Origin of the sequence: Rhodococcus coprophilus NBRC 100603 (assembly GCF_001895045.1) — a bacterium.
Lineage (GTDB): Bacteria > Actinomycetota > Actinomycetes > Mycobacteriales > Mycobacteriaceae > Rhodococcus > Rhodococcus coprophilus.
This window is the reverse complement of sequence record NZ_BDAM01000009.1, coordinates 149,008-175,874: the sequence shown is the minus strand read 5'-3', so window position 1 is coordinate 175,874 and position 26,867 is coordinate 149,008. Positions and strand designations below refer to the sequence as shown.

The 26,867-nt window shown below is 66.2% G+C and carries 26 protein-coding genes; 10 read left to right on the top strand and 16 right to left on the bottom strand.

Annotation, left to right across the window (positions count from 1 at the left end; genetic code table 11):
* The gene (locus RDCOP1_RS16060; RefSeq protein WP_111731601.1) at window positions 1-975 is read right to left on the bottom strand and encodes a D-2-hydroxyacid dehydrogenase; all 975 of its coding nucleotides are present in this window, start codon (window positions 973-975) and stop codon (window positions 1-3) included.
* 86 nt (window positions 976-1,061) lie between these two features.
* On the opposite strand from RDCOP1_RS16060, the gene RDCOP1_RS16055 reads away from it, so the two are divergent.
* From RDCOP1_RS16055 to RDCOP1_RS16045, 3 genes are read left to right on the top strand one after another with little or no spacing between them, the layout of a single operon-like run.
* Complete coding sequence (locus RDCOP1_RS16055) at window positions 1,062-1,802, top strand: maleate cis-trans isomerase family protein (protein WP_072702406.1); 741 nt, start codon at window positions 1,062-1,064, stop codon at window positions 1,800-1,802.
* Complete coding sequence (locus RDCOP1_RS16050; RefSeq protein ID WP_072702403.1) at window positions 1,802-2,545, top strand: maleate cis-trans isomerase family protein; 744 nt, start codon at window positions 1,802-1,804, stop codon at window positions 2,543-2,545. Before RDCOP1_RS16055 ends, RDCOP1_RS16050 begins: the two co-directional genes overlap by 1 nt.
* Window positions 2,532-3,224, top strand: coding sequence for a GntR family transcriptional regulator (locus RDCOP1_RS16045; protein WP_072702400.1), 693 nt, complete (start codon window positions 2,532-2,534; stop codon window positions 3,222-3,224). The genes RDCOP1_RS16050 and RDCOP1_RS16045 overlap by 14 nt, the downstream gene beginning before the upstream one ends.
* On the opposite strand, the gene RDCOP1_RS16040 is transcribed toward RDCOP1_RS16045, so the two are convergent.
* The 7 genes from RDCOP1_RS16040 to RDCOP1_RS16010 form a co-directional block, all read right to left on the bottom strand.
* The gene (locus RDCOP1_RS16040) at window positions 3,221-3,964 is read right to left on the bottom strand and encodes an acetoacetate decarboxylase family protein (RefSeq protein WP_072702397.1); all 744 of its coding nucleotides are present in this window, start codon (window positions 3,962-3,964) and stop codon (window positions 3,221-3,223) included. The two genes, RDCOP1_RS16045 and RDCOP1_RS16040, sit on opposite strands and share 4 nt — an antisense overlap.
* Window positions 3,965-4,033: 69 nt before the next feature.
* Window positions 4,034-4,909, bottom strand: coding sequence for an aldo/keto reductase (locus RDCOP1_RS16035; protein WP_072702394.1), 876 nt, complete (start codon window positions 4,907-4,909; stop codon window positions 4,034-4,036).
* Window positions 4,910-5,027: 118 nt separating this feature from the next.
* Window positions 5,028-6,077, bottom strand: coding sequence for an acyl-CoA dehydrogenase family protein (locus RDCOP1_RS16030; RefSeq protein ID WP_072702391.1), 1,050 nt, complete (start codon window positions 6,075-6,077; stop codon window positions 5,028-5,030).
* Window positions 6,074-7,060, bottom strand: coding sequence for an acyl-CoA dehydrogenase family protein (locus RDCOP1_RS16025; protein WP_072702388.1), 987 nt, complete (start codon window positions 7,058-7,060; stop codon window positions 6,074-6,076). The genes RDCOP1_RS16030 and RDCOP1_RS16025 overlap by 4 nt, the downstream gene beginning before the upstream one ends.
* Window positions 7,057-8,217, bottom strand: a complete 1,161-nt coding sequence (locus RDCOP1_RS16020; RefSeq protein WP_072702385.1) for an acyl-CoA dehydrogenase family protein — start codon at window positions 8,215-8,217, stop codon at window positions 7,057-7,059. Before RDCOP1_RS16020 ends, RDCOP1_RS16025 begins: the two co-directional genes overlap by 4 nt.
* Entirely contained in the window at window positions 8,217-9,089 is an 873-nt protein-coding gene (locus tag RDCOP1_RS16015; RefSeq protein ID WP_072702382.1) for an enoyl-CoA hydratase, read from the bottom strand. The genes RDCOP1_RS16020 and RDCOP1_RS16015 overlap by 1 nt, the downstream gene beginning before the upstream one ends.
* The gene (locus RDCOP1_RS16010; protein WP_072702379.1) at window positions 9,086-10,633 is read right to left on the bottom strand and encodes a FadD3 family acyl-CoA ligase; all 1,548 of its coding nucleotides are present in this window, start codon (window positions 10,631-10,633) and stop codon (window positions 9,086-9,088) included. Before RDCOP1_RS16010 ends, RDCOP1_RS16015 begins: the two co-directional genes overlap by 4 nt.
* 44 nt (window positions 10,634-10,677) lie before the next feature.
* Between RDCOP1_RS16010 and RDCOP1_RS16005 the strand changes: the two genes are divergently transcribed.
* The 7 genes from RDCOP1_RS16005 to RDCOP1_RS21865 all read left to right on the top strand — a co-directional run bounded on the left by RDCOP1_RS16005 (window position 10,678) and on the right by RDCOP1_RS21865 (window position 17,648).
* A complete protein-coding gene (locus RDCOP1_RS16005) occupies window positions 10,678-11,886 on the top strand; it encodes an acyl-CoA dehydrogenase family protein (protein WP_072702376.1) in 1,209 nt (402 codons plus the stop codon).
* Entirely contained in the window at window positions 11,883-12,698 is an 816-nt protein-coding gene (locus RDCOP1_RS16000; protein WP_072702374.1) for an SDR family oxidoreductase, read from the top strand. Before RDCOP1_RS16005 ends, RDCOP1_RS16000 begins: the two co-directional genes overlap by 4 nt.
* Before the next feature lie 60 nt (window positions 12,699-12,758).
* Window positions 12,759-13,382, top strand: coding sequence for a TetR/AcrR family transcriptional regulator (locus RDCOP1_RS15995; protein ID WP_072702371.1), 624 nt, complete (start codon window positions 12,759-12,761; stop codon window positions 13,380-13,382).
* Entirely contained in the window at window positions 13,379-14,527 is a 1,149-nt protein-coding gene (locus RDCOP1_RS15990; protein ID WP_072702368.1) for an acetyl-CoA C-acetyltransferase, read from the top strand. The genes RDCOP1_RS15995 and RDCOP1_RS15990 overlap by 4 nt, the downstream gene beginning before the upstream one ends.
* A gap of 160 nt (window positions 14,528-14,687) precedes the next feature.
* Window positions 14,688-14,957, top strand: a complete 270-nt coding sequence (locus RDCOP1_RS15985; RefSeq protein WP_072702365.1) for a DUF2277 domain-containing protein — start codon at window positions 14,688-14,690, stop codon at window positions 14,955-14,957.
* 181 nt (window positions 14,958-15,138) lie between these two features.
* A complete protein-coding gene (locus RDCOP1_RS15980; RefSeq protein WP_072702362.1) occupies window positions 15,139-17,469 on the top strand; it encodes a carbon starvation CstA family protein in 2,331 nt (776 codons plus the stop codon).
* Window positions 17,470-17,510: 41 nt separating this feature from the next.
* Window positions 17,511-17,648: a CstA-like transporter-associated (seleno)protein gene (locus RDCOP1_RS21865; RefSeq protein ID WP_231923053.1), complete on the top strand. Its 138-nt coding sequence runs from the start codon at window positions 17,511-17,513 to the stop codon at window positions 17,646-17,648.
* Window positions 17,649-17,655: 7 nt separating this feature from the next.
* Here the strand turns inward: RDCOP1_RS21865 and RDCOP1_RS15970 are convergent, their stop codons facing one another.
* The 8 genes from RDCOP1_RS15970 to echA20 form a co-directional block, all read right to left on the bottom strand.
* A complete protein-coding gene (locus tag RDCOP1_RS15970; protein WP_231922843.1) occupies window positions 17,656-18,048 on the bottom strand; it encodes a helix-turn-helix domain-containing protein in 393 nt (130 codons plus the stop codon).
* A gap of 425 nt (window positions 18,049-18,473) precedes the next feature.
* Window positions 18,474-19,367: a cyclopropane mycolic acid synthase family methyltransferase gene (locus RDCOP1_RS15965; protein ID WP_072702742.1), complete on the bottom strand. Its 894-nt coding sequence runs from the start codon at window positions 19,365-19,367 to the stop codon at window positions 18,474-18,476.
* 77 nt (window positions 19,368-19,444) lie between these two features.
* On the bottom strand, window positions 19,445-21,445 hold the full coding sequence (locus RDCOP1_RS15960; RefSeq protein ID WP_174555822.1) for a CocE/NonD family hydrolase: 2,001 nt from the start codon (window positions 21,443-21,445) through the stop codon (window positions 19,445-19,447).
* Between the two features lie 97 nt (window positions 21,446-21,542).
* Window positions 21,543-23,114 (bottom strand): ABC transporter substrate-binding protein, encoded by a 1,572-nt coding sequence (locus RDCOP1_RS15955; RefSeq protein ID WP_072702353.1) that lies wholly within the window; start codon window positions 23,112-23,114, stop codon window positions 21,543-21,545.
* A gap of 170 nt (window positions 23,115-23,284) precedes the next feature.
* Window positions 23,285-24,364, bottom strand: a complete 1,080-nt coding sequence (locus tag RDCOP1_RS15950; protein WP_072702350.1) for an NAD(P)H-dependent flavin oxidoreductase — start codon at window positions 24,362-24,364, stop codon at window positions 23,285-23,287.
* On the bottom strand, window positions 24,361-25,119 hold the full coding sequence (ipdB, locus tag RDCOP1_RS15945; RefSeq protein WP_072702347.1) for a cholesterol ring-cleaving hydrolase subunit IpdB: 759 nt from the start codon (window positions 25,117-25,119) through the stop codon (window positions 24,361-24,363). Before ipdB ends, RDCOP1_RS15950 begins: the two co-directional genes overlap by 4 nt.
* Window positions 25,116-26,009 (bottom strand): cholesterol ring-cleaving hydrolase subunit IpdA, encoded by an 894-nt coding sequence (ipdA, locus tag RDCOP1_RS15940; RefSeq protein ID WP_197713465.1) that lies wholly within the window; start codon window positions 26,007-26,009, stop codon window positions 25,116-25,118. Before ipdA ends, ipdB begins: the two co-directional genes overlap by 4 nt.
* Window positions 26,010-26,039: 30 nt before the next feature.
* On the bottom strand, window positions 26,040-26,801 hold the full coding sequence (gene echA20 / locus RDCOP1_RS15935; protein ID WP_072702341.1) for a (7aS)-7a-methyl-1,5-dioxo-2,3,5,6,7,7a-hexahydro-1H-indene-carboxyl-CoA hydrolase: 762 nt from the start codon (window positions 26,799-26,801) through the stop codon (window positions 26,040-26,042).
* Window positions 26,802-26,867: the final 66 nt, after the last annotated feature.

Here is a 26,867-nt window from a genome sequence, read left to right as displayed (position 1 = left end):
TCACGAACTCGGCACGTAACCGAGTCGCTTGTCCACGACATTCTCGAGTGGCGATCCTGCTCTCCAACGCCGGAAGTTTTCGGCGAATGCATCGACGAGTGTGTCCTGCCACCCGAAGAAATCACCCGAATTGTGCGGGGTGATCACGACGCCGGGCAGATCCCACAGGGGGTGATCGGGGGGCAGCGGCTCGGGGTCGACCACATCGAGGGCGGCTCCTCCGACGGCGCCCGACCGCAATGCGTCCACGAGGTCGTCCGTGCGGACCAGTTCGCCACGCCCGACGTTGACCAGCCGTGCCCCCGGTCTCATGGCCGCGAACATCTCGGCGTCGAACAGTCCGTGGGTGCTGTCGGTGAGGGGCGCTGCCAGAACGACGAAGTCGGCCACCGCAAGCGCCGCGGGGAGATCCTCGGTCGCGGTGACGGTGCCGAAGTCCGGGTCGTCGTCACGGCCGCGACGACCCGACCCGCTGACCTTCATCCCCACGGCGGTGAGCAGCCGGGCGATCGCACGCCCGATGGGCCCGGTACCCACGACCAGGACGCTGCGACCGGCGATGCGCTCGGAGTCGCGGTGCTTCCAGACGTGGTCCCGTTGCAGGCGCAGCGACTCCGGGATGTCCTTGGCGAACGAAAGGATCTGGGCCAGGACGTATTCGGCGATCGGGGCATCGAAGATCCCGCGTGAGTTGGTGACCGTGACGTCGCTGTCGCGCAATTCGGGAAACATCAGGGGGTCGACACCGGCCGAGGCAGCGTGGATCCAGTCGAGTCTGTTCGCGGCGTGCCACGCGTGGGGGAGTGCGTCGGTTCGGAAGTCGTAGACGAACAGGACTTCTGCTCCGTCGAGTGCGTCGGGAAGACCGTCGCGGCGGGTGTATCGGACGGTGGCGTGCTCTGCCACCGGAGCCATTCGCGCCGGGTCGGGGAGCGCTTCGGCATGAAGCACTGCCACGACCGGGTTCGCTTCCACGTTGACACCGTATGAGCGCATCGTATTATTGTCAACAATCTTGCCCGCCAGGGAGAGTGTCGGAGTTGTGACGTTCGGGGGACCGTATGGAATTGGACATCCCCGAATTCGAGGGGCCGCTGTTGCAGCGAGGAGTGGGCGTCATCGCGCCCTTCGATCTCGCGCTGGAACGAGAACTGTGGCGCTGGGCGCCGCTCGAGGTGAGCCTGCATCTGGCGCGCACCCCCTACGAGCCGGTGCCCGTCAGCCTCGAGATGGCCGAACTGGTCTCGGAAAGACGACATCTCGTGGCTGCGACGCGCGACGTCCTGCACGTCGAACCGGAGGTCGTGGCCTATCTGTGTACCTCCGGGAGCTTCATCAAAGGGATCGGATACGAGAAGACACTGCGCGACGCCATCTGCGATGCCGGTGCTCCTTGCGCGGTCACCACGTCGGGGGCGCTGCTCGAAGCGGTGCGTGACCTCGAGCTCACCCGCATCTCGGTGATCACGCCGTACGACGAGCAGCTGACCAAGCTCCTGCACAGCTTCCTGGCGGAAGCAGGCACCGACGTCGTCCGTTCCACCCACCTCGGTCTCGGCGGCGGGATCTGGAAGGTCAACTACCGCACCATCGCCGAGCGCATCATCGCGGCGGACGACCCCGACTCCCAGGCGATCTTCGTCAGCTGCACCAACCTGCCCACCTATGACCTCATCGCACCGCTCGAGCGCGAACTGGGCAAGCCGGTCCTCACGGCCAACCAGCTCACCATCTGGGCCTGTCTCGGACGGATGAAACTACCCATGAGCGGACCGGGCAAATGGCTGAGAGGAGTCTTCTGATGTCGCAGCACCCCGCGGTGACGGTCGGAATCATCTATCCCGATCACGCAGCCGAAGACGAGTACGAGTTCGCCGCCGGTCTCGTCGGTGCAGCCTTCCCCGTCGCGCACATCTACGGCACCGACCTTCATGCCGTGCCCGAATTGCTCGACCTGGGCAGCCCCGCGAAGCTCGTGGACGGGGCACAGCGACTCGCGGCGAAGGGCCCGGACTCCGTCGTATGGGCCTGTACGTCGGGAAGTTTCGTCTACGGAGTGGACGGAGCACGCGCTCAGGCCGACGGAGTGTCGGCCGCTGCCGGGGGAGTGCCGGCGTCGAGCACGAGTTTCGCGTTCGTAGAAGCCCTGCGAGCACTGGACATCACGCGGGTCGCGGTCGTAGCGAGCTACCCGGTCGACGTCGGTGAACTGTTCGTGGAGTTCCTCGGGGAATCCGGAGTCGATGTGGTGTCGTTCGGCAGCGCGGGCATCGAGACCGCAGCCCGGGTGGGAACGTTGAGTCCCGGTGAAGTGCTCGATCTCGCGGCGGCCAACGACCATCCCGACGCCGAAGCGATTCTCGTCCCCGACACCGCGATGCACACCCTTCGCATCGTGCGGGAACTCGAAAAGCAGGCCGGCAAACCGGTTCTCACCGCGAACCAGGTAACCGTGTGGCAGGGGCTGCGACTTGCCGGATATACAGTGATGCGCCCGGAACTGGGCACTTTGTTCGAGGAAGGTACTGATCATGGCGCTCGGTGATCTCGACGATCTCCGTCCCGTGGCACGTCCGTCGACCGCGGAACTCATCTCGGAGCAGCTGAGGTCGGCGATCGTCAAAGGGGCGCTTGCACCGGGCACCCAGCTCGGGGAAGCCGAGTTGGCGGCGCACTTCGCGGTGTCGCGTGGACCGCTTCGGGAAGCGATGCAACGGCTGCTGTCGGAAGGGCTTCTCTACAGCATCCGCAACCGCGGAATCTTTGTGACCGAGCTGACCTTCGACGACGTGGTCGACATCTATCGGAGCCGTCGCGTCATCGAAGGGGGCGCCCTCGACATGATTCTTGACGGTCGTCGCGAACATGCCTGGCGCGACCTCGCGCCCGCGATCGACGCCATGCGGGCGGCCGCCGAACGGGACGACCCCGCCGGTGTGTCCGACGGAGATCAGCGGTTCCACGAAATTCTCGTTGCGAGTGCGACGAGCCCGCGCCTCGTCCGCGCGGCACGCACCCTCCTCGTCGAGACCCGTATGTGCCTCGGTGCCCTCCAGACCACTTACCCGGATCTGCACGTGCAGGTCGACGAGCACGTCGAGTTGCGTGATGCCATCCGGACCGCCCCGGCCGAGCACGTGCACCACATGCTCGGTGAACACCTCGAGGATGCGGTGCGGCGGCTGGAGGGTCTGCAGGGTGCCGACGGACCCGCTGCGGTCTAGGGGCCGACTTCGGTGGCGCTGCCGAAGGTCATCTTCAGATCCGGAATGGACGACGTGACCAGCGGGCGGCGCGGTAACCCGAGCGACCGCAACTCGTCGGCGATGGGATGCGTCCCGAGGGTCAGGGTGCCGCCTGCAGGCCGGGTGCGCACTCCGCTGGGGTTCATGTCCCAGGTCGTTCGGCGCGTCACCCCGTCGAGACAGGAGTAAGCGGCGAGCGACGCGGCGATTCCCTTGCCGGGCACTGCGATCCCCGGCGAGACGGTGAGTTCGGCGATCAGCGCTCCGTCGGCGCTCACCGAACCTCGCCTGGTGCTGCTCGTGTGATCGACGTCGAACTCGGCGAGCGTCTTCGGGAAACCCCAGATGCCGCGGCCCGCTGCGAGCGTGAAGTCCCCGTCCACCGGCAGGTGGTGGATCAACGCGCCCGCGCCGCCGGTCGAGAGCTGTTTCAGATCGCCGAGCACGCCGCCCCCGCGCTGCCGGTGATCGCGGACGAGAAAGCACACTCCGAATTCGTTGTACGGCCCGAGGTCGCCGTCGATGTAGTCGACGAACACGAGTGTGCACAGCGCCCGCCCCGGCCGGTACCGGAGGACTTCGAGACCGGTCGAGGCGATCGACGACTGCGCGCGGTCGGCCGACACGGAGAACACGCCCATGAATGCGGTCGCGGTTCGCACCTCGACGGGCATCTCGACCGATCTTCCCTGAATCAGGTGGGTCGTGGTGTCGCTCATCGCTACCTCTCCGGAGACTGGAACGGGTGTCAGCAATGAGAACACGTTCCAGTCCCGGAGGGGAAGAGATCAGTCGGGGGCGCCCATGTTCATCTCGTCGGGATGCATGCCGACTCGCTCGCCGTCGTCGAGCGTCGCGATCTCGCTGAGATCGAGGTCGTCGAGTTCGAAATCGAACACGTCGATGTTCTGCGCGATCCGCAGATCGTGCACCGACTTCGGAATGACGATCAGACCGTTCTGCAGGTGCCAGCGAATGAGCACCTGCGCCGGTGACTTGCTGTGCCGGTCGGCGATTCGCGTGATGATCGGGTCCACCAGCAGCGTGTTCGGCTTCGAGTTCGGACCCCACCCGGCATTGCTCGTCCCGCCGAGGGGGCTCCACGACTCGACGGCGATGCCGTGATCGCCCGCGAAGCTGCGGATCTCGTGCTGCGGGAGATGAGGGTGGAGTTCGACCTGATCCACCGCGGGAAGCATGCCTCCGCGGTCCACGAGGAGCTGAAGGTGATGCGGTTCGAAGTTGCAGACGCCGACGGCCTTGGCCCGCCCCGACTCGGCGATCTTCTCGAGTGCATCCCACGTGCGCAGCAACCGGTCGTTGTCCTGCAACGGCCAGTGGATGAGGTACAGGTCGACGTAGTCGGTGCCCAGACGGGCGAGGCTGTCGTCGAATGCGGCGAGGGCGCGGTCGTAACCCTGGTCGGCGTTCCACAGCTTCGTCGTCAGAAAGATGTCCTCACGAGGAACGGACGCCGCGGCGATACCCCGGCCCACGCCCTCCTCGTTTCCGTACGCTGCCGCGGTGTCGATATGCCGGTATCCGGCCTCGTCGAGCGCGAACCGCACCGCATGCTCGGTTTCCTCGTCGGTGGCCTGCCACACTCCCAGGCCGAGCTGCGGGATGGTCGTTCCGGAATTCAGCGTGATGTCGGGAGTCGTCATCCATACAGGCTAACCACTGCCGCGAGACATGCAGCCCGACCGCAGCGCAGGGCCGGGCGCGGACATCCGCGCCCGGCCCCGCGGTGCGGCGAGACGCGACACCTGTAGCCGGTTCCGGTCAGCCGGCGATCGCCTGCAGGTAGGTGCGGGGCGGCCCGAACAACTGAGCGGTGCCGTGGGCACGCTTGAAGTACAGCTGTGCGTCGTGCTCCCACGTGATGGCGATACCGCCGTGCAGCTGGATCGTTTCCGCAGCGACCTGCTCGAAGGCTTCCGAGCAGTACACCTTCGCGGCGTACGCATCCTGCGGGTCCTGCGACAACGCAGCCGCCTGCGACATCGAGCGCGCGGTCTCGACCAGGGCGTACATGTCGGCCATCCGGTGCTTGAGAGCCTGGAACGACCCGATGACCCGCCCGAACTGCTTGCGGTTCTTCGCGTATTCGACGGTCAGATCGAGTGCGGCCTGCGCGGCGCCGACCTGCTCTGCGGACACCGCGATCACGGCGACGGTCCGCAGCCGGTCGACGAGATCGGCCGGAGACGACAACCGTGTTCCGCGCACTCCCTCGAACGACACTTCGGCGAGGGTGCGGGTGGGATCCATGGTCGGGACCCGTCGCCGCGACACACCCTCCGCCGCCGGATCCACCTCGAACAGCGACACGGAATCGCCGTCGGAGGCGAGTACGAGCAGGGCCTGCGCGACATCGCCGCCGAGCACGTAGTGGGCGGTGCCTGTCAGGATGTCACCGTCCGCGGCGACACCGGGCACGTCCCAGCCGGACTTCGATGCCCAGCACACGGCCACGATCTCGCCTGCCGCGATCCCCGGCAGCAACCTGCCGGCGGCGTCGGTGTCACCGGACAGCAACAGCGCCTGCGCGGCGAGGACCGCGGACCCGAGGAACGGCGACGGTGCGAGAGTGCGTCCCAGCTCCTCGAGTACGACGTGGGTTTCGGCGAGGGTGGCGCCGACACCGTCGTACTCTTCGGGAACCGCGAGTGCCGCGACGCCGATCTGCTCGACCAGCCGGTTCCACAGTTCGGCGTCGTACCCGTCGGGCGACGCCATCGCCTTACGCACCGCTGCGGAGTCGGAGTGCTTCGCGAGGAGAGTGCGGACGGACTCCCGGAGCGCGGCGCGGTCTTCGTTTTCGAACGTCACGATGCCACTCCTGCGATCTCTGCCTTCTCGAGCGCGTCGACGACGCGGGCACGGTGCACGTCCGGTGTGCCCCACGCGGTGACGAGAGCACGGACCTTGGTGATCCACAGTGACAGGTCGTATTCCTGGGTGTATCCGATGGCGCCGTGAACCTGGAGCGCGGTGCGAGCCGCACGGTATGCGGCGTCCCCGCAGGCCACCTTGGCGGCCGAGACGTCACGCGAGGCGGTCGGCAGTCCGTCGCGCACGGCGATGGCAGCCCCGTGCAGGAGGGGACGAGCCATCTCGAGACCCACGGCCACCTCTGCGCAATGGTGCTTGATGGCCTGGAAGGAACCGATCGCCTTGCCGAACTGCTTGCGCTGCTGGGCGTACTCGACAGTGGTGTCGAGCAGGGTCCGGCCGAGCCCCTGGAGCTGGGCGGCGGACGCGAGCACACCCACGTCGAACGCAGCGGCCGTGTCGGTCGTTCCGAGTGTCTCGGACGGGCTCACCTCGGACAGGCGGCGCGACCGGTCGACCGATTCGCGTACCCGGCCCACGGTGCCCACCGACACGGTGCCGTCGGCGACGTGGAGTACGAGATCGGCGACCCCGGTGTCCACCGCGTACGGGGCGTGCGGTGCGAAAGCGACGGTGGCGAGCGATCCGCCGGCCAGCGCGCCCAGTCGGTCCGGGGCGACCGCAGCGAGCAGCAGCGGCGCCACCGCGACTGTTTCGACGACAGGACCGGGAACGGCGTGACGTCCGAGTTGCTCGAGGGCGACCACGAGGTCGACCGCGTCGGCACCGAGACCGTCGTGTTCCTCGGGAACGAGCAATCCGTTGACGCCGGTGTCGGCCAGTCGCTGCCAGACAGCGGTACCGGCAGCGGTGTCACCGGTGTTCCATGCGCGGATCACCGCAGGCATGTCCGACTTGGTGAGCAGCGCGTCGATGCTGGACGCGAAGTCTTCGTGCGACTCGTCGAGTGCGAATCTCATCGGTCACCCCTCGGGAGGCCGAGCAGCCGCTCGGCAATGACGTTCTTCTGGATTTCGTTGGTGCCCGCGTAGATCGGACCCGACAGCGAGAACAGGTAACCGTCGGTCCACCCGTCGACGACCTCGGCGTCCGCGCCCTTCAGCTCGAGGGCGGTTTCGTGCGTCGCGATATCCCAGTCGGACCAGAACACCTTGTTGATCGACGATTCCGCGCCCAGTTGGCCACCGTTCTGCAACCGGGTGACCGTCGCCCACGTCGACAGTTCGTATGCGCGCGCACCGATCCACGCGTCGGCGACACGGTTGCGCGTCGCGGTGTCGCCGTGGAGGCCGGAGTCGCGGTAGCTGCGCAGCAACCGGTCGGTCGCCGCGAGGAACCGGCCGGGGGAGCGCAGCGACAGCCCACGCTCGTTGGAGGCGGTGCTCATCGCGACCCGCCAGCCTTCGTTCACGGCACCGATCACACCGGATTCTCCGGGGTTCGCGGGGTCGTCGGGAACGAAGACGTCCTCGAGGAAGATCTCGGCGAAGCCGGGCTCACCGTCGAGCTGCGGAATGGGACGGACGGTGACGCCCTCGGCCCGCAGGTCGAACATGTAGTACGTGATGCCCTTGTGGCGCTGCGCGTCGGGGTCGGACCGGAAGAGCCCGAAGCCCATGTCGGCGTACGACGCCCGCGAACTCCACGTCTTCTGTCCGTTGAGCAGCCAGCCGCCGTCCACCCGGGTCGCGGTGGACCGCAGAGACGCGAGGTCGCTGCCCGATTCCGGCTCGGACCAGGCCTGCGCCCAGATGTCGTCGGCCCGTGCCATGCGCGGCATGATCCGTGCGAGTTGCTCGGGGTGGGCGTGTTCGAAGAGCGTGGGCGCCAGCAGGAAGATGCCGTTCTGGCTGACGCGTCCGGGTGCGCCGGCGCGGTAGTACTCCTCTTCGAAGACGACCCACTGCTGGAGGTTCACGTCGCGGCCACCGAGTTCGGTCGGCCACGACACGACGGACATCCGCGCATCGGCGAGCGTGCGTTCCCACTGACGGTGTTCTTCGAAACCTTCCGCCGTGTCCATGGACTTCAGCGGAGTCGCGGGCACGTTCTCTTTCAGGAACGCGCGCACCTCGTCGCGGAACGCGACTGTGGCGTCGTCGAGTTCGAGGTCCACTACTTCGACCCTTCCTGGGCGGGCCGCGCGCTCGCGGCCATCGACTTGGCATTCATGCCGCCGAGGGAATCGGTTCCCACCTCGGCGTTGTGCGCGTGCGCGAAGTGATGCAGTCCGAATACGGAATCCATCCCGTTGCGCATGCCCATCTGGTCCTCGCACTGGTTCACCGCACGCTTGGTCAGAGCCAGGCCGAACCGCGGCATCTCGGCGATACGTGCTGCGAGAGCGAGGGTTTCGGACTCGAGGTTCTCGCGCGTGACCACGCGGCTGACCATGCCCACCTCGTATGCGCGCTGTGCGCTGAAACGGTCGCCGGTGTACAGGATCTCCTTGGCGAACCGCGTTCCCAGAATCCACGGGTGCGCGAAGTACTCGACGCCGGGAATGCCCATGCGCACGACCGGATCGGAGAAGAAGGCGTCTTCGGACGCGACGATCAGGTCGCACACCCATGCCAGCATGAGGCCACCGGCGATGCATGCGCCCTGGACGGAGGCGATGGTCGGCTTGGGGATCTCACGCCAGCGACGGCACATCCCCAGGTAGACCTCCATCTCGCGTGCGTAACGCTGGTCGCCGCCGACCTTGTCCACGTGGTCCCACCACATGACGGCCTTGTTGTCGTAGTGCACGTGGTGGTCGCGGCCGGGCGTGCCGAGATCGTGACCCGCGGAGAAGTGCTTGCCGTTGCCGGCGAGCACGATCACCTTCACCTCGTCGTCCTCGACCGCCTTCTCGAATGCGGCGTCGAGTGCGTACGTCATGACCGAGTTCTGCGCATTGCGGTAGTCGGGACGGTTGAGAGTGACGATCGCGACGCCGTCGCGCACCTCGTAGGTGACGACGTCGGGCTCGAACGGGACGGTCATGACTTCTCCTCACGCAAAACGTTTTTCAGTACTTTGCCGGACGGGTTTCGGGGCAGCGTGTCCACGAACCGGACCGACCGCGGAACCTTGAAATTGGCGAGCTTCTCTTTGGCATACGCGATGATGTCGCCCTCCGTGGGGCGATGACCGTCCAGTGGGACGACGAAGGCCCTTCCGACCTCGCCCATGCGCGTGTCGGGCACACCGATCACCGCGACCTCGTGCACACCCGGGACGCGCAGCAGAGCCGATTCGACCTCCGCGGGGTACACGTTGAATCCGCCGCTGATGTACATGTCCTTGAGCCGGTCGGTGATGGCGAGATAACCCCGGTCGTCCAGGGTTCCCACGTCACCGGTGTGGAGCCATCCGTCGGCGTCGATGGTGGCGGCGGTGGCCTCGGGGTCGTCGAGGTAGCCGAGCATCACGTTGGGTCCGCGGAGCAGGATCTCGTCCTTGTCGCCGATGCGCACCTCGAACCCGGCGGTGGCGCGGCCCGAGGAGTTGGAGACCGTGACGGGGTCGTCGTCGGTCCGGCACATCGTGGCGACCACGGCTTCGGTCTGCCCGTACGCGGTGAGCACGGCATCGAAGCTGAGTTCGCGCTGCATGCGCTCGACCAGTGCGACGGGCACCGGCGCCGCCCCGGTGATCGCGATGCGAAGCGTGGACATGTCGTACTCGTCGCGGCGGGGGTGATCGAGGATCGACTGGTAGATCGTCGGTGCGCCCGGGAGCACGCTGATGCTCTCCCGCGACACGATCTCCATGACCTTCTCGGTGTCGAACACCGCCATCGGCACCACCGTGGAGCCCTTGAGAAGGGCCGCGGCGAAACCGGCCTTGTATCCGAAGCTGTGGAAGAACGGATTGATGATCAGGTAGTTGTCGGCGGGCGACAACTCCGCACAGTCGCCCCAGGCGTCGGCGACCCCGATGGTCTGACGGTGGGCACTGAGCACGCCCTTGCTGCGGCCGGTGGTGCCGGAGGTGAAGAGGATGTCGGCCACGTCGTCGGGCTGCACCGCTGCTGCGCGTGCATCGGCCTCGGCGCGCAGGTCGTCCGTCGCCAGGGCGAGGAAATCCTCCCAGTCGAAGACGTCCGAGGACGGAGTGTCGTTCCCGCCCAGCGGGACCCGCACGACCGTGGGTACGGCGAGATCGGGTGCTGCCTGCTGCAACTGGGTGTACCGGTCGCTGCCGAGGAATTCCCCTGCGACGACGAGGGCCGCCGCATTCACGCGTTCGACGATGTCGGCGGCTTCGCTGCCCGTGTAGCGGGTGTTGACGGGAACGACGACGCCGCCCGCCCAGTGCACCCCCAGAGCAGCAATCTCCCAGTGGAATGTATTGGGGGACCAGATGGCGGCGCGGTCGCCCGGCCGGAATCCGCGGGCCACGAGTGCGGCAGCGAAGTCCCGGACGTACTCGTGTAGACGGGTGAAGGTCAGACGGGTATCGCCGTCGACGACGGCGAGTCCGTTCGCGTGCTCGCCGACGGCACGGATGAGGGCGGCCGGCGTGGTTCCGGGTGTTGTGTTCACGTAGCTCCCTACCTAGCAATTGCTTGGTAGGTTATCGTACAGACGTGCACGAGAGCGAGAGCCTGGACAATGCGGAATTCGCGGCCACCGTACGGCAGTGGCTCGAGGAGAATCTGACCGGCGAATTCGCCGAGCTCAGGGGCAAGGGCGGACCCGGTAGCGAACACGAATTCTTCGAACAACGACTTGCGTGGGACCGTCACCTCGCCGCGTCGGGATGGACCTGCATCGGCTGGCCCACCGAGTACGGCGGACGAGGCGCGACGATCGAACAGCGCGTCATCTTCCACGAGGAGTACGCGAAGGCGAATGCGCCCGCGCGGGTCAACCACCTCGGTGAAGAGCTGCTCGGCCCCACCCTCATCGCGTTCGGAACCGAGGAACAGAAGCAGCGATTCCTTCCCGGTATCCGCAACGTCACCGAACTGTGGGCGCAGGGCTACTCCGAGCCGGGTGCCGGCTCGGATCTGGCCAACGTCACCACCACCGCTCGCCTCGAGGGCGACAAGTGGGTGATCAACGGCCAGAAGGTGTGGACGTCGCTGGCGCACGTCGCGCAGTGGGCGTTCGTCGTCGCCCGCACCGAACCCGGTTCGTCGCGCCACCACGGCCTGAGCTTCCTGCTCGTGCCGCTGGACCAGCCCGGTGTGACGGTACGGCCCATCCAGCAGCTCACCGGCACGTCCGAATTCAACGAAGTCTTCTTCGACGATGCCGTGACCGACGCCGACCTCGTGGTCGGGAATCCCGGTGACGGGTGGAAGGTCGCCATGGGTCTGCTGACCTTCGAGCGCGGCGTCTCCACCCTGGGCCAGCAGATCGGCTTCGACCGCGAACTCCGGACGATCACCGACGTCGCCGCAGCGAACGGCGCGCTCGACGACCCCGCCGTTCGCGAGAAGATCGCCCGCGCCCGCATCGGACTGCGCGTCATGCGTGCGCACGCCGTGCGTACCCTGGACGACGCAGATCCGGGACAGGCGTCCGTCGCGAAACTGTTGTGGGCCAACTGGCATCGCGACCTCGGTGCCCTGGCCATGGACGTGGAGGGCGCGAGCTCGCTCGTGGGCCCCGACCACGACCATGCCGGCACGCCGTCCGTCATCACCGACCCCGAACACCTCGAACTCGCGGAGTGGCAGCGACTGTTCCTGTTCACCCGCGCCGACACCATCTACGGCGGATCCAACGAGATCCAGCGCAACATCATCGCCGAGCGCGTGCTCGGCCTTCCCCGGGAGGCACGTCCGTGACCACTTCGCCCAGCGCCATTTCACCGCTCGCCACCGCGCCCGTCGAAACCCCGGGCCACGGACTGCTCGCGGGAAAGAAGGTCGTCGTCACGGCCGCAGCCGGCACCGGGATCGGTTTCTCGTCCGCGCGGCGCGCCCTGCTCGAAGGCGCCGACGTGCTGGTCTCCGACTTCCACGAGCGCCGTCTCGGGGAAGCCGCCGACAAGCTCGCCGCTGAGTTCCCCGAGCAGCAGGTCGCGTCGATCGTCTGCGACGTCTCGTCCACCGAACAGGTCGACGCGCTCATCGCCGGTGCCGCCGATCGCCTCGGCCGCATCGACGTCCTGATCAACAACGCCGGTCTCGGCGGCGAGACCCCCGTCGTGGACATGACCGACGAACAGTGGGATCGCGTCCTCGACATCACGCTCACCAGCACCTTCCGCGCCACCCGTGCTGCGCTGCGCTACTTCCGCTCGGTCGATCACGGCGGCGTGCTCGTCAACAACGCGTCGGTGCTCGGCTGGCGTGCCCAGCATTCGCAGGCGCACTACGCCGCGGCGAAAGCCGGCGTCATGGCCCTGACCCGGTGCTCGGCGATCGAAGCCGCCGAATACGGCGTGCGGATCAACGCCGTCGCCCCGTCCATCGCGCGGCACGCGTTCCTCGCGAAGGTCACCAGCGAGGAACTGCTCGACCAGCTCGCCGCAGGCGAAGCGTTCGGTCGCGCCGCGGAGGTGTGGGAGGTCGCGGCAACCATCGCGATGCTCGCGAGCGACTACACCACGTACCTGACCGGCGAGGTCGTCTCCGTCTCCTCGCAGCGCGCCTGACTCGCCCGTGCGCGGCTCCCGTGACCGGGACCGCGCACGGCGGCTTGAAAGGATGTCTCCATGACTCCATCTCGCGACGACAGCAACGGCAAGTCCGGACGCCGCGCCGAACTGCTCGCCATTGCCGCCGATCTCTTCGCTTCGAGGGGCGTCCGCGCGACGACCGTGCGCGACATCGCCGACGCGGCAGGGATTCTCTCGGGAAGCCTCTACCACCACTTCGACTCCAAGGAATCGATGGTCGACGAGATCCTGCGTGGGTTCCTCGACTACCTGTTCGACCGCTATCGCAAGATCGTCGCGTCGGGACTCGATTCCCGCGCGACTCTCGAAGCGCTGGTGACCACGTCGTACGACTCGATCGACAGGTCGCATTCGGCGGTCGCCATCTACCAGGACGAGGCCAAGCACCTCGAGGGCGAGCGCTTCGCGTACATCGGCGAACGCAACACCGAATTCCGGGAACTGTGGGTCGGTGTACTCGAGCGCGGCGTCGCCGACGGTACGTTCCGTCCCGATATCGACGTCGAACTCGTCTTCCGGTTCGTCCGCGACACCGTGTGGGTCGCGGTGCGCTGGTATCGCCCGGGCGGCGCCCTCACCGCAGAACAAGTTGCACAGCAATACCTTTCCATCGTGCTCGACGGACTGTCGAACCCGGATCTGCATAAGGAGCAATCATGACCGAGGCCTACATCGTCGACGCGGTACGCACCCCGATCGGCAAGAAGAAGGGCGGCCTGTCCGGCGTGCATCCGGCCGATCTCGGCGCGCACGTCATCAAGGCCGTCGTCGAGCGCACCGGCATCGACCCCGGTGACGTCGACGACGTCGTGTTCGGCTGCGTCGACGCCATCGGTGGTCAGGCCGGCAACATCGCCCGCACCGCGTGGCTGGCCGCGGGCTACCCGCAGCACGTGCCCGGCGTGACCGTCGACCGCCAGTGCGGGTCGAGCCAGCAGGCCCTGCACTTCGGTGCTCAGGCGATCCTGAGCAACACCGCCGACCTCATCATCGCGGGCGGCGTCCAGAACATGTCGCAGATCCCGATCTCGTCGGCGATGACCGCGGGTCAGCAGTACGGGTTCGACACCCCGTTCGGTGGTTCGAAGGGCTGGACCGAGCGCTACGGCAGCGACGAGGTCTCCCAGTTCAAGGGCGCCGAGATGATCGCCGAGAAGTGGGACATCAGCCGTGAGGAACTCGAGCAGTGGGCGCTGCAGAGCCACGAGCGCGCCAAGGCCGCGATCGCTGCCGGTCGCTTCGACAACGAGACCGTGCCGCTCGGCGACGCCACCGTCGACGAGGGCCCGCGTGAGACGAGCCTCGAGAAGATGGCGTCGCTGCAGCCGCTCGTCGAGGGTGGGCGGATCACCGCGGCTGTCGCGAGCCAGATCTCCGACGGTGCGTCCGCCGTCCTCCTCGCGTCCGACGAGGCCGTGAAGAAGTACAACCTGAAGCCCCGTGCCCGGATCCACCACCTCAGTGCCCGCGGTGACGATCCGATCTACATGCTGACCGCGCCGATCCCGGCCACGCAGCACGCGCTCGAGAAGGCCGGTCTGACGATCGACGACATCGATCTGATCGAGATCAACGAGGCGTTCGCACCGGTCGTGCTGGCGTGGATCAAGGAGATCGGCGCCGATCCCGCCAAGGTCAACGTCAACGGTGGCGCCATCGCGCTCGGCCACCCCCTCGGCGCGACCGGCACCAAGCTGATGTCGACGCTGCTCAACGAACTCGAGCGTATCGGCGGCCGTTACGGCCTGCTCACCATCTGTGAAGGGGGCGGCACCGCCAACGTCACGATCATCGAGCGGCTCTGACGCTCGGTACCACCACGCAAGACCACCGTGCCCGCGGTGCGTTCCGTTCCGGTTACTGCCCGGACGATCGCGCCGCGGGCACGGTGGTGTCCGGGGCACTGCGGTGGTCGGGTAAGTCGCGTCCGGTGCGATGTCCGGCCCGCGGGTCTACCCTCGAATCATGTGCCGGAACATCACCGAGCTGCGCGGACTCGAACCGGCAGCGACCGCTGAGGAAATCGAGGCGGCCGCCCGGCAGTACGTCCGCAAGGTCACCGGAATCCAGTCTCTGTCCGACGCCACCCGGGAGCCGTTCGAGCAGGCCGTCGCCGAGGTCGCCGCGACGACCACCAGGTTGCTCGCGTCGCTGCCGGAGCGGAGACAACCACCCCGCACGGTCCCGCCGCTACGGCGCCCCGAGGTGCGTGCACGGATAGCCGCCCGCGGCTGACGCTCTTCGCGGCCACGACGACGCTCGGGCCGACCGCAAAACGGAACCTCTCATTCGGTCCATTTCCGAGGTCCCCACCGGGGTCGCGCGGGTACCGTGACCCAGGCCAGCACCGTGCGCGACGACGCGGACCACCGCAGCGGCGCGCGACGGTCCCGCGCCGATCCGGTGAGGAGCCGAAATGGCCGTCGAGCAGTCGTCGCCGCCCAATCGTGAGTACGTCGAGTACCTCCGTACGGATCCGGATCTGCCACCCGTAGGCGTCATCGACCGGACCCCGATGTCGCTCACCACCCGCATCGTGTTCGTGCTCCTGGCGGTCGTGGGTGCAGTCGCCTGGTCGATGATCGCGTTCGTGCGCGGGGAGAACATCAACGCGGTCTGGTTCGTCATCGCGGCGGTGTGCACCTATCTGATCGCATACCGGTTCTACGCCAAGTTCATCGAGCGAAAGATCGTGCAACCGCGCGACGATCGTGCCACCCCGGCGGAGATCCTCGAGAACGGCAAGGACTACATGCCGACGGACCGACGGGTCCTGTTCGGTCACCACTTCGCCGCGATAGCCGGCGCCGGGCCGCTCGTCGGGCCGGTCCTCGCCGCGCAGATGGGCTACCTGCCGGGCACGATCTGGATCATCGTGGGCGTGGTCTTCGCGGGCGCCGTCCAGGACTTCCTCGTGCTGTCGATCTCGACGCGTCGCCGCGGCCGCAGCCTGGGGCAGATGGCGCGGGAGGAACTGGGTGTGGTGGGCGGAACCGCCGCTCTCATCGCGGTTTTCGTCATCATGATCATCCTCATCGCGGTGCTGGCGCTGGTGGTGGTCAATGCTCTGGCCCAGAGCCCGTGGGGCTTGTTCTCCATCGCGATGACGATCCCGATCGCCCTGTTCATGGGTGTGTACCTGCGCTTCCTCAGGCCCGGCAAGGTCGCCGAGGTGTCGTTGATCGGTGTGGCGCTGTTGCTGCTGGCGATCATCGCCGGAGGATGGGTTGCCGAGACAAGTTGGGGCACAGAGTGGTTCACGCTCTCACCGGTGACGATCGCATGGCTGATGATCGCCTACGGGTTCGCTGCTTCGGTGCTCCCGGTGTGGTTGCTGCTGGCGCCCCGCGACTACCTCTCGACCTTCATGAAGGTCGGAACCATCGCGTTGCTCGCGATCGGCATCCTCGTCGCCCGCCCCGATATCCGGATGCCGGCCGTGTCCTCCTTCGCGATCGCCGGGAACGGCCCCGCCTTCGCCGGATCGCTGTTCCCGTTTCTGTTCATCACCATCGCGTGTGGCGCGCTGTCAGGCTTCCACGCCCTCATCTCGTCGGGAACGACGCCGAAGATGCTCGAGAAGGAGAAGCAGACCCGGCTGATCGGGTACGGCGGGATGCTCACCGAATCGTTCGTCGCGATCATGGCTCTGGTCACCGCGTGCATCATCGACCAGCACCTCTATTTCGCGCTCAACGCGCCGGCTGTTCTCACCGGGGGAACTCCGGAGACCGCCGCCGCGTACGTGAACGGACTCGGTCTGCCGGCACCGGACATCACCCCCGAACAGATATCCGGGGCTGCCGCCGCCGTGGGCGAGGACAGCATCATTTCGCGTACCGGTGGTGCCCCCACCCTCGCGTTCGGGATGTCCCAGGTACTCAGCGACCTGTTCGGTGGCGACGCCCTCAAGTCGTTCTGGTACCACTTCGCGATCATGTTCGAGGCGCTGTTCATCCTCACGACGGTCGACGCGGGTACGCGTGTCGCGCGCTTCATGCTCTCGGACTCGCTCGGCAACTTCGGCGGTCCGGCCCACCGGTTCAAGGATCCGTCGTGGCGGCCCGGTGCGTGGTTCTGCTCTCTCGTGGTTGTCGCTGCGTGGGGCGCGATCCTGCTCATGGGCGTCACCGACCCGCTCGGCGGCATCAATACCCTCTTCCCGCTCTTCGGCATCGCCAACCAGTTGCTGGCGGCGATCGCTCTTACGGTCGTCCTCGCCATCGTCGTGAAGAAGGGAATGTTCAAGTGGGCGTGGATTCCCGGCGTTCCGCTGCTATGGGACCTCATCGTGACGATGACCGCATCGTGGCAGAAGATCTTCTCCTCCGACCGCGCGGTGGGGTACTGGGCGCAGCACAGGGCCTTCGTCGATGCGAAGAACTCGGGTGCCACCGCGTTCGGATCGGCGGACGGCATCGACGAGATCGACGCCGTCATCCGAAACACGTTCATCCAGGGCACGTTGTCGATCGTGTTCGCGGGATTGGTGCTCGTGGTGGTCGCGGCCGGCCTCGTCGTCTGTGTTCGGGCGGTGCGCGCGGGTGGTCTTCCGACGACGGAATCTCCGGAGGTCCCGTCCCGGATCTTCGCTCCTGCAGGCTTCGTCCCGACTCCCGCCGAGCGTGAATTGCAGAAGGAATGGGACGAATTGATCGCGTCCGGCAAGGTCCGGGCTCCGGGTGCGGCGACCAGCAGGGACGACGCCGCCCGTCGGCAAACCCAAGAGAAGAGCGATGCGCCGTGACCGCCGCGCTGCGACGAGTGTGGTGGTGGGTCGGCGCCCTGATGGGAGACCACGACTACGCCCGATACGCCGAGTGGCACCGCAGAAACCACCCGGGTTGCCGCGTCCCGAGCGAACGCGAGTATTGGCGTGCTCGTCACGCCGACGCCGACGCGAACCCCGGTGCTCGGTGCTGCTGACGCCCGCTCACCCGGGAGAATCGTTGTCCGGGTTCGGAGTGCCGCCGGCCCGATCCGGCTGCGCGGCCGGGCCTTGCGGGGACCCCGGTTTGCCCTGGCGGAGCTGCTCGTTGATGCGTAACGCTTCGGTGAGTTGGTCTTCCAGAATGATGATCCGGCAGGCGGCGTCGAGCGCGGTCCCCTGATCGACGAGTTCCCTGGCCCGCGCTGCCATGCGGAGCTGGTAGCGGGAGTACCGCCGGTGGCCACCCTCCGATCGCATCGGGTTGACCAGGTTCGCGGTGTCGAGGCTTCGGAGGAAAGCTTGGGTGACACCGAGGATTTCGGCGGCGCGTCCCATGCTGTACGCAGGGAAGTTCTCGTCGTCGAACTTGTCCTCGGCGTCTTTGTTCCGTTTCACGGGGTGTGCGCGTCGCCCTTCGTATACATGGACGGGGACCCCGGCGCCTACGGCGCCGGGGTCCAGGGGCTTACGTTCTACTAACACGGGCCAACGCTTCGGTCGGCCTTTCTACCTTCGTCCCGCCTCGGTGGACGGAACTTGATCTCGACAACTGACCGCGCACCACCTCCCAGCCGGGTAACTACTGTGTCCGGGGGCCGCACCGTCTCCGGCCCCGATGGAGTCGAACACCTCGAGCATTTTCCGAATACTCAACTCACTCGCTCGACGGTGCCCTACTCCAAGCTTCTTCGATTCCTTCGTGGGCAGTTCGTCCCTGCCCGTTTCTTCGGTCTCGCTCTCACTTACAAGACATAATGTACAACCAAGAAAAACGATTGTCTACAGTCACCGCTAGAGATTTAAGTGTGATCACCGTCGCTTCACACGGTGCGGGGCGCACCGCTGCGGGGGTGCTTGACGAGAGTGAACTGCTGGAGATCGATCAACCCGCGGCGGAAGTTCTCGGCACAGCCGGTGAGGTACCGCATGTACCGCTGGAAGACTTCTTCCGACGCAAGTGCCACCGCCTCGTCGTGACGTGATTCCAAGGCGCGGGCCCACAGATCCAAGGTGTGGGCGTAATGCGGTTGCAGTGATTCGATGTTCTGGACCCAGAAGCCGTGACGCTGCGCGCCGGTGATGATCATGTCGCGCTCCGGCAACTGGCCGCCCGGGAAGATCTCCCGGAGGATGAACCGGAGGAACAGGGCGTCGTCGCGATTTACCTCGACCTGCATGTCCTCGAGCAGTTGCCGTGAATGGCCGACGATGGTGTGGAGCAACATCCGGCCGTCGGGCGGCAGCATCTGCGATGTCCGCTCGAAGAACGTGTCGTAGCGACGCCGGCGGAAATGCTCGAAGGCCCCGATGCTCACGATCCGGTCCACCGGTTGGTCGAAGTCCTCCCAGCCCTGCAAGCGAACCTCGGCGGACCGGCGTCCGAGAGCCAGCCCCGAGATCATCTCGGAGACGTGGTCGTACTGGTTGCGGCTCAGCGTCAGGCCGATGACGTTGACGTCGTACCGCTCGATCGCCCGCCGCATGGTGGACCCCCACCCGCACCCGATGTCGAGCAGGGTCATTCCGGGCCGGAGGTCGCATTTGCGGAGGGACAGGTCGATCTTTGCTTTCTGCGCCTCTTCGAGGGACATGTCGTCGCGCTCGAAATAGGCGCAACTGTAGGTCCGGGTCGAATCGAGGAACAGATCGAAGAACTCGTCGGACAGGTCGTAATGCGATTGGACGTTCTCATAGAACGGCGTCAATTTCGTCATCGAGGCACCCTTCGCAGTGGCGGCTGCACCTTTCCCAACGCGTCGGGGCGGTCCCACCAACGGGGTGGTGCTGACGATCAATTCTCCCAGGTGCGCCCGCGCACTGTCGGCAGAGTGACGAAACTCGGCGCAGACCTGTCCAATTCGAGGTGCTGCGGACGGAGACCGCTTTCGTTCAGCATCGGGCCCAGCGGGAGCGACCGCGGGACGTTGGCGGCGTACACGTCGATACGCAACCGGTGACCCGGAGCGAGTACCGCCTCCGTCGGCAGCGTGCTGATGTCCAGCAGTGTCGATTCCCCCGGCACGACCGGCTTCCTCGTCGCAAGGGTGAGAGTCGGGTGTGCACTGGCGTAATCGCCCTCGGCAGTGAACGAACTCAGAGAATCGTCGATAGTCCGGAGGGAGGACACCAGCGAGCCGGTCGACAGGACCGTGGAGCGTCCGTCGGGGCCGACGTCGTTGACCGTCACCGACCAGAATCCGTCCGTGGCGTCGAGGACGGTATTCAGGTGAACGTTGAAGGGCCCCGAGAACAGGGTCGGCTCGGAGAACGCCTCGCTCGTGAATGTCAGAGCCTCGGCCTCGTGAAATCGGGAGTCCTTGGTGCACGTCGAGCCGAGCAACACGGTGATGCCTGCCGTGCCTTGTGCGCCTTCCCTCGAACAGAACCCGCGCAACCCGGGGGAGACGGTGAGGCGACGCGCCTCGTCAGGGAGCGTGGGCACGAGTGTCCCGTCGTGTGCTGCGTGCGCGGCTGTCCCACTCGGCGCCGCCGCCAGGAAAAGCTTCTCGTGCCGAACTCCTTCGCGGGGAAACTGCCGGGTGGTGGTCCATCCACCGCCCTGCTGCAGCAACGTCACGGGTCCGTACTTCTCGATCCCGTTGTCGATGCCTCGCAGCCACCGGTCGAACCACGCGCGCTGCAGCGCCGCGATGTCGGGCGGAAATCCGGGCGTGCCGAAACCGGTTCCCGTCACTGCGTGGTATCCGTCGCCCATGACGAGTTGCTTGCGGCCCGGCTCCACCGGAATCCGGTTGTAGATGTCCGGCTCGCTGTTCGCGAAGATGTCGTGCCAATTCCCGAAAACGAAGGTCGGAACCTCGACAGACTCGAGGCGTGCCTGGCGGTCCTGATAGAAGGCGCCGTCCTGGGCAACCTCGAGAGCGCCCGGAGACACGGAGTCGACACTCGGTGCCGTGATGACTTCCAGCAACTCGGGGATCTTCGTGGAGGGATCGGCGAGTCGATCTCGCAACCATCGGGCGTCGAAGCGCCCCTCGAGCAAGGCTTGCACGTCGGGCAACCACTTGAGTCCGTTGACGAGACCGAGCCAGGCGGGCATGAAACCGATGCCCAGCGCGCCACCGGTCCCGACGATGTCGCGGAGGAGGTCGTTGCCGGGTTCGACTGCGAACACTGCTTCGAGAGCCTGGGGCCGTAGTCCCGCGGCCTGGATCTGGTTGATCGCCGAGTACGACACACCTGTCGTCCCCACACGGCCGTTCGACCACGGCTGGGATGCTGCCCAGTCGATCACCTCCACAGTGTCCTGTTGCTCGCGGGGGCCGAGCACCTGCCACTGTCCGTGTGAGAATCCGGTGCCGCGAACATCGACGACGACCTGGGTGTAACCGTTCTGCACCAGGTCGCGGTTGAGTCCGAACGCCTTACCGAGTTGTGATGCGGGGGAGGCGAGCTCGGTGATGCCGTCGAACGGGACCCCCAGGTTCAAGGTGGTGCCCAGATTCTCCACGACCGGCCCGAGTGACGGATCCTCCATCAGCAGCGATGCCAGCGTGGACAGCAGTTTGGTGTAGGGCGTGAGGTTGAGTATCACCGGTGTCGGCTCGGCGATGGGCGAGCCGTCGGCGTTCGCCGGCCGGAACACGTTCGCCCTCAGCAACGTACCGTCGCTGAGGGTGATCGGGACGTCCCACTCGACTGCTGTTCCGGGATAGGCGTCGGGAGCGTCCACGCTGGCTTGCCACGCCACCGCGTCGGAACCACCCGACGGGTCGGCCCCCGCCGGGACGGCGGACACCACAGCGATCGCCATGATTGCCACTGCGACCATTACCCGTGACATTGCTTTTCGCACGCGAGACCCCCCGACCTGCGTTGACAGCTTTCGGGCACGCTAACGCGCGGGGGAACCTCGGTCAATGAACTCGTTACCGGGTGAGCCAGATCTGATCGGGAATCAGCGAACCGAGGGCATACATGCGGATGCCGTGGATATCCGAGTTTCGTACAACCGACGGTGCGGCCCGGATGTACCAGACTCCGGGGTTCAGTTCGGCGAGTCGCTCCTGTACCACCGTGTACGAGGTGGAGCGTTCTTGCGTTGTCCCGCCCGCCCGGCCTTCGTCCAACGCACGGTCGAGTTCGGGATCGGCGACGCCGGTGACATTGCCCGAGGACCGGGAATGGAAGGCGTTCCACAAGGCCGAGTCGGGTTCCTGACTGTCCGCCGCCCAGACCGTCATGCCGAAGTCGCGGGCAGCAATTCGCGGCATGTATGCCGCGAAATCTAGGATTTCGACCTTCACGTCCACGTTGTCGAACGAACTCAGCTGGGCTTGAACGGTTTCGGCGACGGACTTGATCTCCACCAAAGAAGTGGCCGTGAACGTGAACTCGACCGGCTTGCCCTCATCGGCAAGTTCGTCGAAGAGTCGCTGCGCCTCGGCCGGATCATGTTGGGTCAGAGGAATGTCCGCATAGAACGGTGATGACTCGGGGAACAGAGTCGCCGGTACCTCACCCTGTCCTTCGAACACGGCTGTGTTGATTCCGTCGAGTTGAAGGGCGGAGGCAACGGCCTTCCGCGCTCGTGGATCATCGAAGGGCGCCGTGCGATGGTTCATGGCGAGATATTGCCCGCCACCGATGCGCACCACGTCCGCAACGAGTCCGGCCTGCTCGGCTCGGCTGAGTGCCGACCAGCTCGACTCCGAGCCGAGGTCGGCTCCACCCGTGGTGAGAAGGTTGATGCGCTGCTGGGCGTCGCTCACCGTGCGGAGAGTGATTCCGTCGAGATACGGCCGGGGCGCATCCCAATAGCCCGGGTTGCGCTCGAGTTCGATCGTGTCCTGACGTGCCCACTGGGTCAGCACGAAGGGGCCGGCGCCTACCGGATCGGAGTTGAAAGCATCCCGGCCCTTCTCCAGGGCAGCGGGCGAGGCGATCCAGTTGAGCGCACTCGACGTCACCGAGAACGGGAACATCGGGTTCGGGACCGCCATCGTGGCCTTCAGCGTGGTTTCGTCGACCACCTCGGTGGCGGCGACCTGAGATGCCTGGGGGAGTGAACTCGATCCCGTCGCCGTGTCACGCAGCCGATCCCAGTTGAATTTCACCGCCTCTGCATTCAACGGCGTGCCGTCGGTGAACGTCAGGTCCGGACGGAGCGTGAGAACAAAGGTGCTACCGCCGTCCGGAGTGGTGAAGTCCGTAGCGAGCGCGTAATCGATCTCGAAAGTATCGGGATTGTCGATCATCAACGTGCCGTACAGAGCGTTGCCGAGCAACCCTTGACCCACCCAGTTGTTGGCGAGTTGAGCCGGATCCAGCCCGACCGGTTCGCGGATCTGGATCGCTCGCGCGATACCTCCGCTCACCGGATCGCCGACAGGTCCGGACGACTTGGGGTCGGAATTCGCACTCGAGGCGCATGCGCTCACCACGAGCAGCGTCGAACACGCCACAACGAGTCCGGTCAGCGATCTTCTCCACCGCGTCATCTGGGTCCCTTCGAGCGCTCGAAAGAGAATGACATTCTCCCTTACAGAGAAGGTAGCAAGATCGACAGAATTGAAGAAGAGGCTCTGCCGAAGCAATCCTGTGGGCCGAATGCAAGCAGCACCCGGCCGTAGTGGCCGGGTGCTGCTGAGTTCGAACTTAGGGGTGCGGGTCAGGCGGCAGGCCGCCCGGCGTCGCGCAGTGCACCGAGCGCATCGATCCGCTCGACCGCCTCGGCGATGATGCGGTCGATGAGTTCTGCGCAGCTCGGCAGGTCGTCGACCATGCCCACGACCTGACCGGAGGCCAGAACGCCGGCGTCGGTATTACCCTCCACCAGACCTGCTTTGAGCAGCATCGGGGTATTGGCGGCCATGATGATCTGCTGCCACGTGCGGTCGCTCGCCTTCTTCATGGCGAGACCGTCGCGGACGAGAGTCGACCACTTCATCCCCGTCATGGATTTGAACTTCGTGGCGTTGCGGGCCGCGGCGATCAAACCCTTCGCGTAGCTGGACCGTTCGAGGCTGTTCACGAGTTCGGTGTTGAGCACGCGGTGCGGCATGCCGTCCACCTTGAGCGAGACCGTCGTGTCCTGAAGGCCGCGTGCAAGGTACTGCTGCTTGACCGAATCCGGCACGGCGCTGTCGCTGGTGAGAAGGAACCGCGTTCCCATCGCGACACCGGCCGCACCGTAGGAGAGTGCGGCGGCGAGTCCTCGTCCGTCGAAGAATCCGCCCGCGGCGATCACCGGGATATCGACTGCGTCGAGAACACTCGGCAGCAGAAGCGTCGTAGCGACCGGACCCGTGTGCCCGCCGCCTTCACCGCCCTGAACGATCACGGCGTCGGCGCCCCACGAGGCGACCTTGACCGCGTGCTTGGCGGCGCCGATCGACGGGATCACGACGATGCCGTGATCCTTGAGCTTCGCGATGAGCTCCTTCTTGGGAGCCAACGCGAACGACGCAACTTTGACGTTCTCGCGGATCAGCAGGTCGATGCGCTGCTCCGCGTCCGAGGCGTCGGCTCGCATGTTGACGCCGAACGGCTTGTCGGTGAGCGACTTGGTCTTGACGACCGCGGCCTCGAGTTCGGGGTACGTCATCGTGGCCGACGCGAGGATGCCGAGGCCGCCCGCGTTGGAGGTCGCGGCGGTCAGCCGGGGACCCGAGACCCAGCCCATGCCCGTCTGGACGATGGGATGTTCGATGCCCACCAGTTCCGTGAGGGGCGTGCGCAGGGTCGTCACAGCGAGACCTCGCGGTCGCGCAGGCTCTTCGGATCGAGTACCTCGCGGATGAGGCGCAGTTCTTCGGCGGTCGGTTCACGGGTGACGCCGGCCTCGTCGAGTCCGGCAACCTCGAACGAGGTGTTCTCCGCGACCGTCGAGGCTTCGACACCCGGGTGCAGCGACACCGCGCGGAACGTGTGGTCCGGTCCGCCGAAGTCGAAGACGCCGAGGTTCGTGACGACGCGAGGGATGTTCAGGAACCGGTAGGCCGGATTCTCGGGATCGACCTTGTCGTATCCGACACCCGAGACGATGTCGACCTTGTCGGTGAACACGCGGGTGGTGTGGCGCCCGACCCAGTAGCTGGTGGCGTGGTTGATGGTGTTGCCCGGGGCACCGCGCACGCCGAACATCTGGCGGGTGGGGTGCTGGAGCGGACCGAACGCCGAGAGGTTCTGGTTCCCGTGGCGATCGATCTGGTTGGCACCCATGACCACGTGGCGACGACCGGACGCGACCACGTCGAACACCTTCCGGAACGGCATCCATCCCTCGATCGGCGCCTTGCCGCCGAGCGGCGGAACCTCCGCGAGGATGAGCGCCTCACCGTCGGTGATCAGCAGGTCGGGTTCCGTTGTGAGCTTGGCGAGGCGCGCACCGATCTGCGGGAGGGTCGCCATCGGGCTGGCCATGATCTCGCCTGCGCCGGAGAAGATTTCCGCACATGCGATCGCGCAGTACTCGGCGCGGGTCACGGTTTCGGTGGTGGTCATGCCTTCTCCCCACTCTTGGATTCGGCTGCGAACTTCTGGACGGCGGCCTGGTAGTCGTCTTCGCTGCCCGACAGGAAGCGGTCGACGAACTTCTGCCAGGACTCGGGGTCCTTGGCCGACTCGGCATAGTGACGCTGGAACTTCTCGTCGCGTCCGTAACTGTCACCCGCCAGGGTGAAGTGTGCGCCGCCGGGAGCCTCGACGACTCCGTCGACCATCATCCGGTTGAGGATGATCGACTGCAACGGAACGGATTTGACGAGTTCTTCGGTCTCGACGATCCGCTCGACCGACGCGTAACGCTTTTCGGCGGCCATGCAGTAGAGGTCGTCGAAGTAGGGATCGACACCGGTGTATGCCGCGTTGCCGTGGGCGTCACCGATGTTGAGGTGCACGAGCGACGCGTCGAGTTCGAGCGCGGGCATCGCGATGAGGGTCTCGGTGCCGTCCGGTCCGGCGTACGGGGAGGTGACGGTCTTCAGTTCACCCTCCCAGAATTCGACGACGTCGGATCCCAGGCCGGCGCGGATGGGAAGGAACGGCAGACGCGCGGCGGCCGCTTCGAGGCCGCACTTGACCATGCCTTCGTCCATTTCGCGGGCGATGATCTCTCCGTTGGTGCGCGCTTTGGCGAACCACGGATCGTAGAACGGTGCCGAATCGAGGGAGACGAATCCGTAGTAGGCCTTCTTGACCTTTCCGGCCGAGCACAGCAGGCCGAGATCCGGACCGCCGTAGGTGACGACCGTCAGGTCGGTGATGTCCGATCGCAGGATCGCGCGGACCAGCGCCATCGGCTTGCGGCGCGAACCCCAGCCGCCGAGGCCGATGGTCATTCCGCTGCGCAGCTCGCCGACCACATCGTCGAGCGACATTCTCTTGTCACGCATGGGTTTCGAACTCCTGTGAGAGTGGGGACTTCAGCTGTTGGTCCGGGCTTTTCCGGTGGCGACGAACTCGTCGCGGTGTTCGTCGGCGACCCCGGCGAGGTTGAGCTCGAAGGTGAAGCCCTGCTCGATGCGGTAGCTGGTCTTGACGTCGACGGGGTCGATGCGGTTGATCGCTTCCTTTGCGCGGCGGATCACGCGGGTGTCTTTCACGGCGATCATCTCGGCGACCTCACGCGCGGCGGCGTCCAGTTCGTCACGCGGAACCACCTTGTAGACGGATCCGAAGTGCTCGAGTTGCTGCGCGGTCACGTTCTGCGCCGTGTAGTACAGCGTGCGCATGAGGTGCTGCGGGACGAGACGTGCAAGGTGGGTTGCGGCACCGAGCGCTCCGCGGTCGACCTCGGGGAGGCCGAAGATCGCGTCGTCGGAAGCGAGGATGACATCGGCGTTGCCGACGAGGCCGATGCCGCCGCCGACGCAGAAGCCGTTCACGGCGACGATCACCGGGACCTCGCAGTCGTACACCGCCGCGAAGGCTGCGGCACACCCGTGGTTGGCGGCGATGAGGGCCTCGTAACCCTCGGTGGCCTGCATTTCCTTGATGTCGACGCCCGCGTTGAAGCCGCGGCCTTCTGCTCGAAGGATGACGACGTGGGTTTTCGGGTCTTTTCCGGCGGTGAGGACCGCGTCGGCCAAGTCGAACCACGCCTGCGAGGGAAGGGCGTTCACGGGAGGGAAGTCGACGGTGACCGTGGTGATACCGGCGCTGTCGGAGGTCGAGGTGATGCCCATGGCATGTTCCTAACGTCTGTACCAAACCAAGCGATTGCTTGGTAAGTTAGCACACGAACCCTGCGA

What these genes read in the sequence shown, in the direction of transcription:
- RDCOP1_RS15985 (WP_072702365.1), top strand. Translation starts at nt 14,688, where the DNA reads ATGTGCCGGAACATCACCGAGCTGCGCGGACTCGAACCGGCAGCGACC.
- RDCOP1_RS15955 (WP_072702353.1), bottom strand. Translation starts at nt 23,114, where the DNA reads ATGACGCGGTGGAGAAGATCGCTGACCGGACTCGTTGTGGCGTGTTCG.
- RDCOP1_RS15960 (WP_174555822.1), bottom strand. Translation starts at nt 21,445, where the DNA reads ATGGTCGCAGTGGCAATCATGGCGATCGCTGTGGTGTCCGCCGTCCCG.
- ipdB (WP_072702347.1), bottom strand. Translation starts at nt 25,119, where the DNA reads ATGACCACCACCGAAACCGTGACCCGCGCCGAGTACTGCGCGATCGCA.
- ipdA (WP_197713465.1), bottom strand. Translation starts at nt 26,009, where the DNA reads ATGCGTGACAAGAGAATGTCGCTCGACGATGTGGTCGGCGAGCTGCGC.
- echA20 (WP_072702341.1), bottom strand. Translation starts at nt 26,801, where the DNA reads ATGGGCATCACCTCGACCTCCGACAGCGCCGGTATCACCACGGTCACC.
- RDCOP1_RS16035 (WP_072702394.1), bottom strand. Translation starts at nt 4,909, where the DNA reads ATGACGACTCCCGACATCACGCTGAATTCCGGAACGACCATCCCGCAG.
- RDCOP1_RS16050 (WP_072702403.1), top strand. Translation starts at nt 1,802, where the DNA reads ATGTCGCAGCACCCCGCGGTGACGGTCGGAATCATCTATCCCGATCAC.
- RDCOP1_RS16015 (WP_072702382.1), bottom strand. Translation starts at nt 9,089, where the DNA reads ATGACCGTCCCGTTCGAGCCCGACGTCGTCACCTACGAGGTGCGCGAC.
- RDCOP1_RS16040 (WP_072702397.1), bottom strand. Translation starts at nt 3,964, where the DNA reads ATGAGCGACACCACGACCCACCTGATTCAGGGAAGATCGGTCGAGATG.
- RDCOP1_RS15980 (WP_072702362.1), top strand. Translation starts at nt 15,139, where the DNA reads ATGGCCGTCGAGCAGTCGTCGCCGCCCAATCGTGAGTACGTCGAGTAC.
- RDCOP1_RS21865 (WP_231923053.1), top strand. Translation starts at nt 17,511, where the DNA reads ATGGGAGACCACGACTACGCCCGATACGCCGAGTGGCACCGCAGAAAC.
- RDCOP1_RS16025 (WP_072702388.1), bottom strand. Translation starts at nt 7,060, where the DNA reads ATGAGATTCGCACTCGACGAGTCGCACGAAGACTTCGCGTCCAGCATC.
- RDCOP1_RS15990 (WP_072702368.1), top strand. Translation starts at nt 13,379, where the DNA reads ATGACCGAGGCCTACATCGTCGACGCGGTACGCACCCCGATCGGCAAG.
- RDCOP1_RS16055 (WP_072702406.1), top strand. Translation starts at nt 1,062, where the DNA reads ATGGAATTGGACATCCCCGAATTCGAGGGGCCGCTGTTGCAGCGAGGA.
- RDCOP1_RS15965 (WP_072702742.1), bottom strand. Translation starts at nt 19,367, where the DNA reads ATGACGAAATTGACGCCGTTCTATGAGAACGTCCAATCGCATTACGAC.
- RDCOP1_RS15995 (WP_072702371.1), top strand. Translation starts at nt 12,759, where the DNA reads ATGACTCCATCTCGCGACGACAGCAACGGCAAGTCCGGACGCCGCGCC.
- RDCOP1_RS16045 (WP_072702400.1), top strand. Translation starts at nt 2,532, where the DNA reads ATGGCGCTCGGTGATCTCGACGATCTCCGTCCCGTGGCACGTCCGTCG.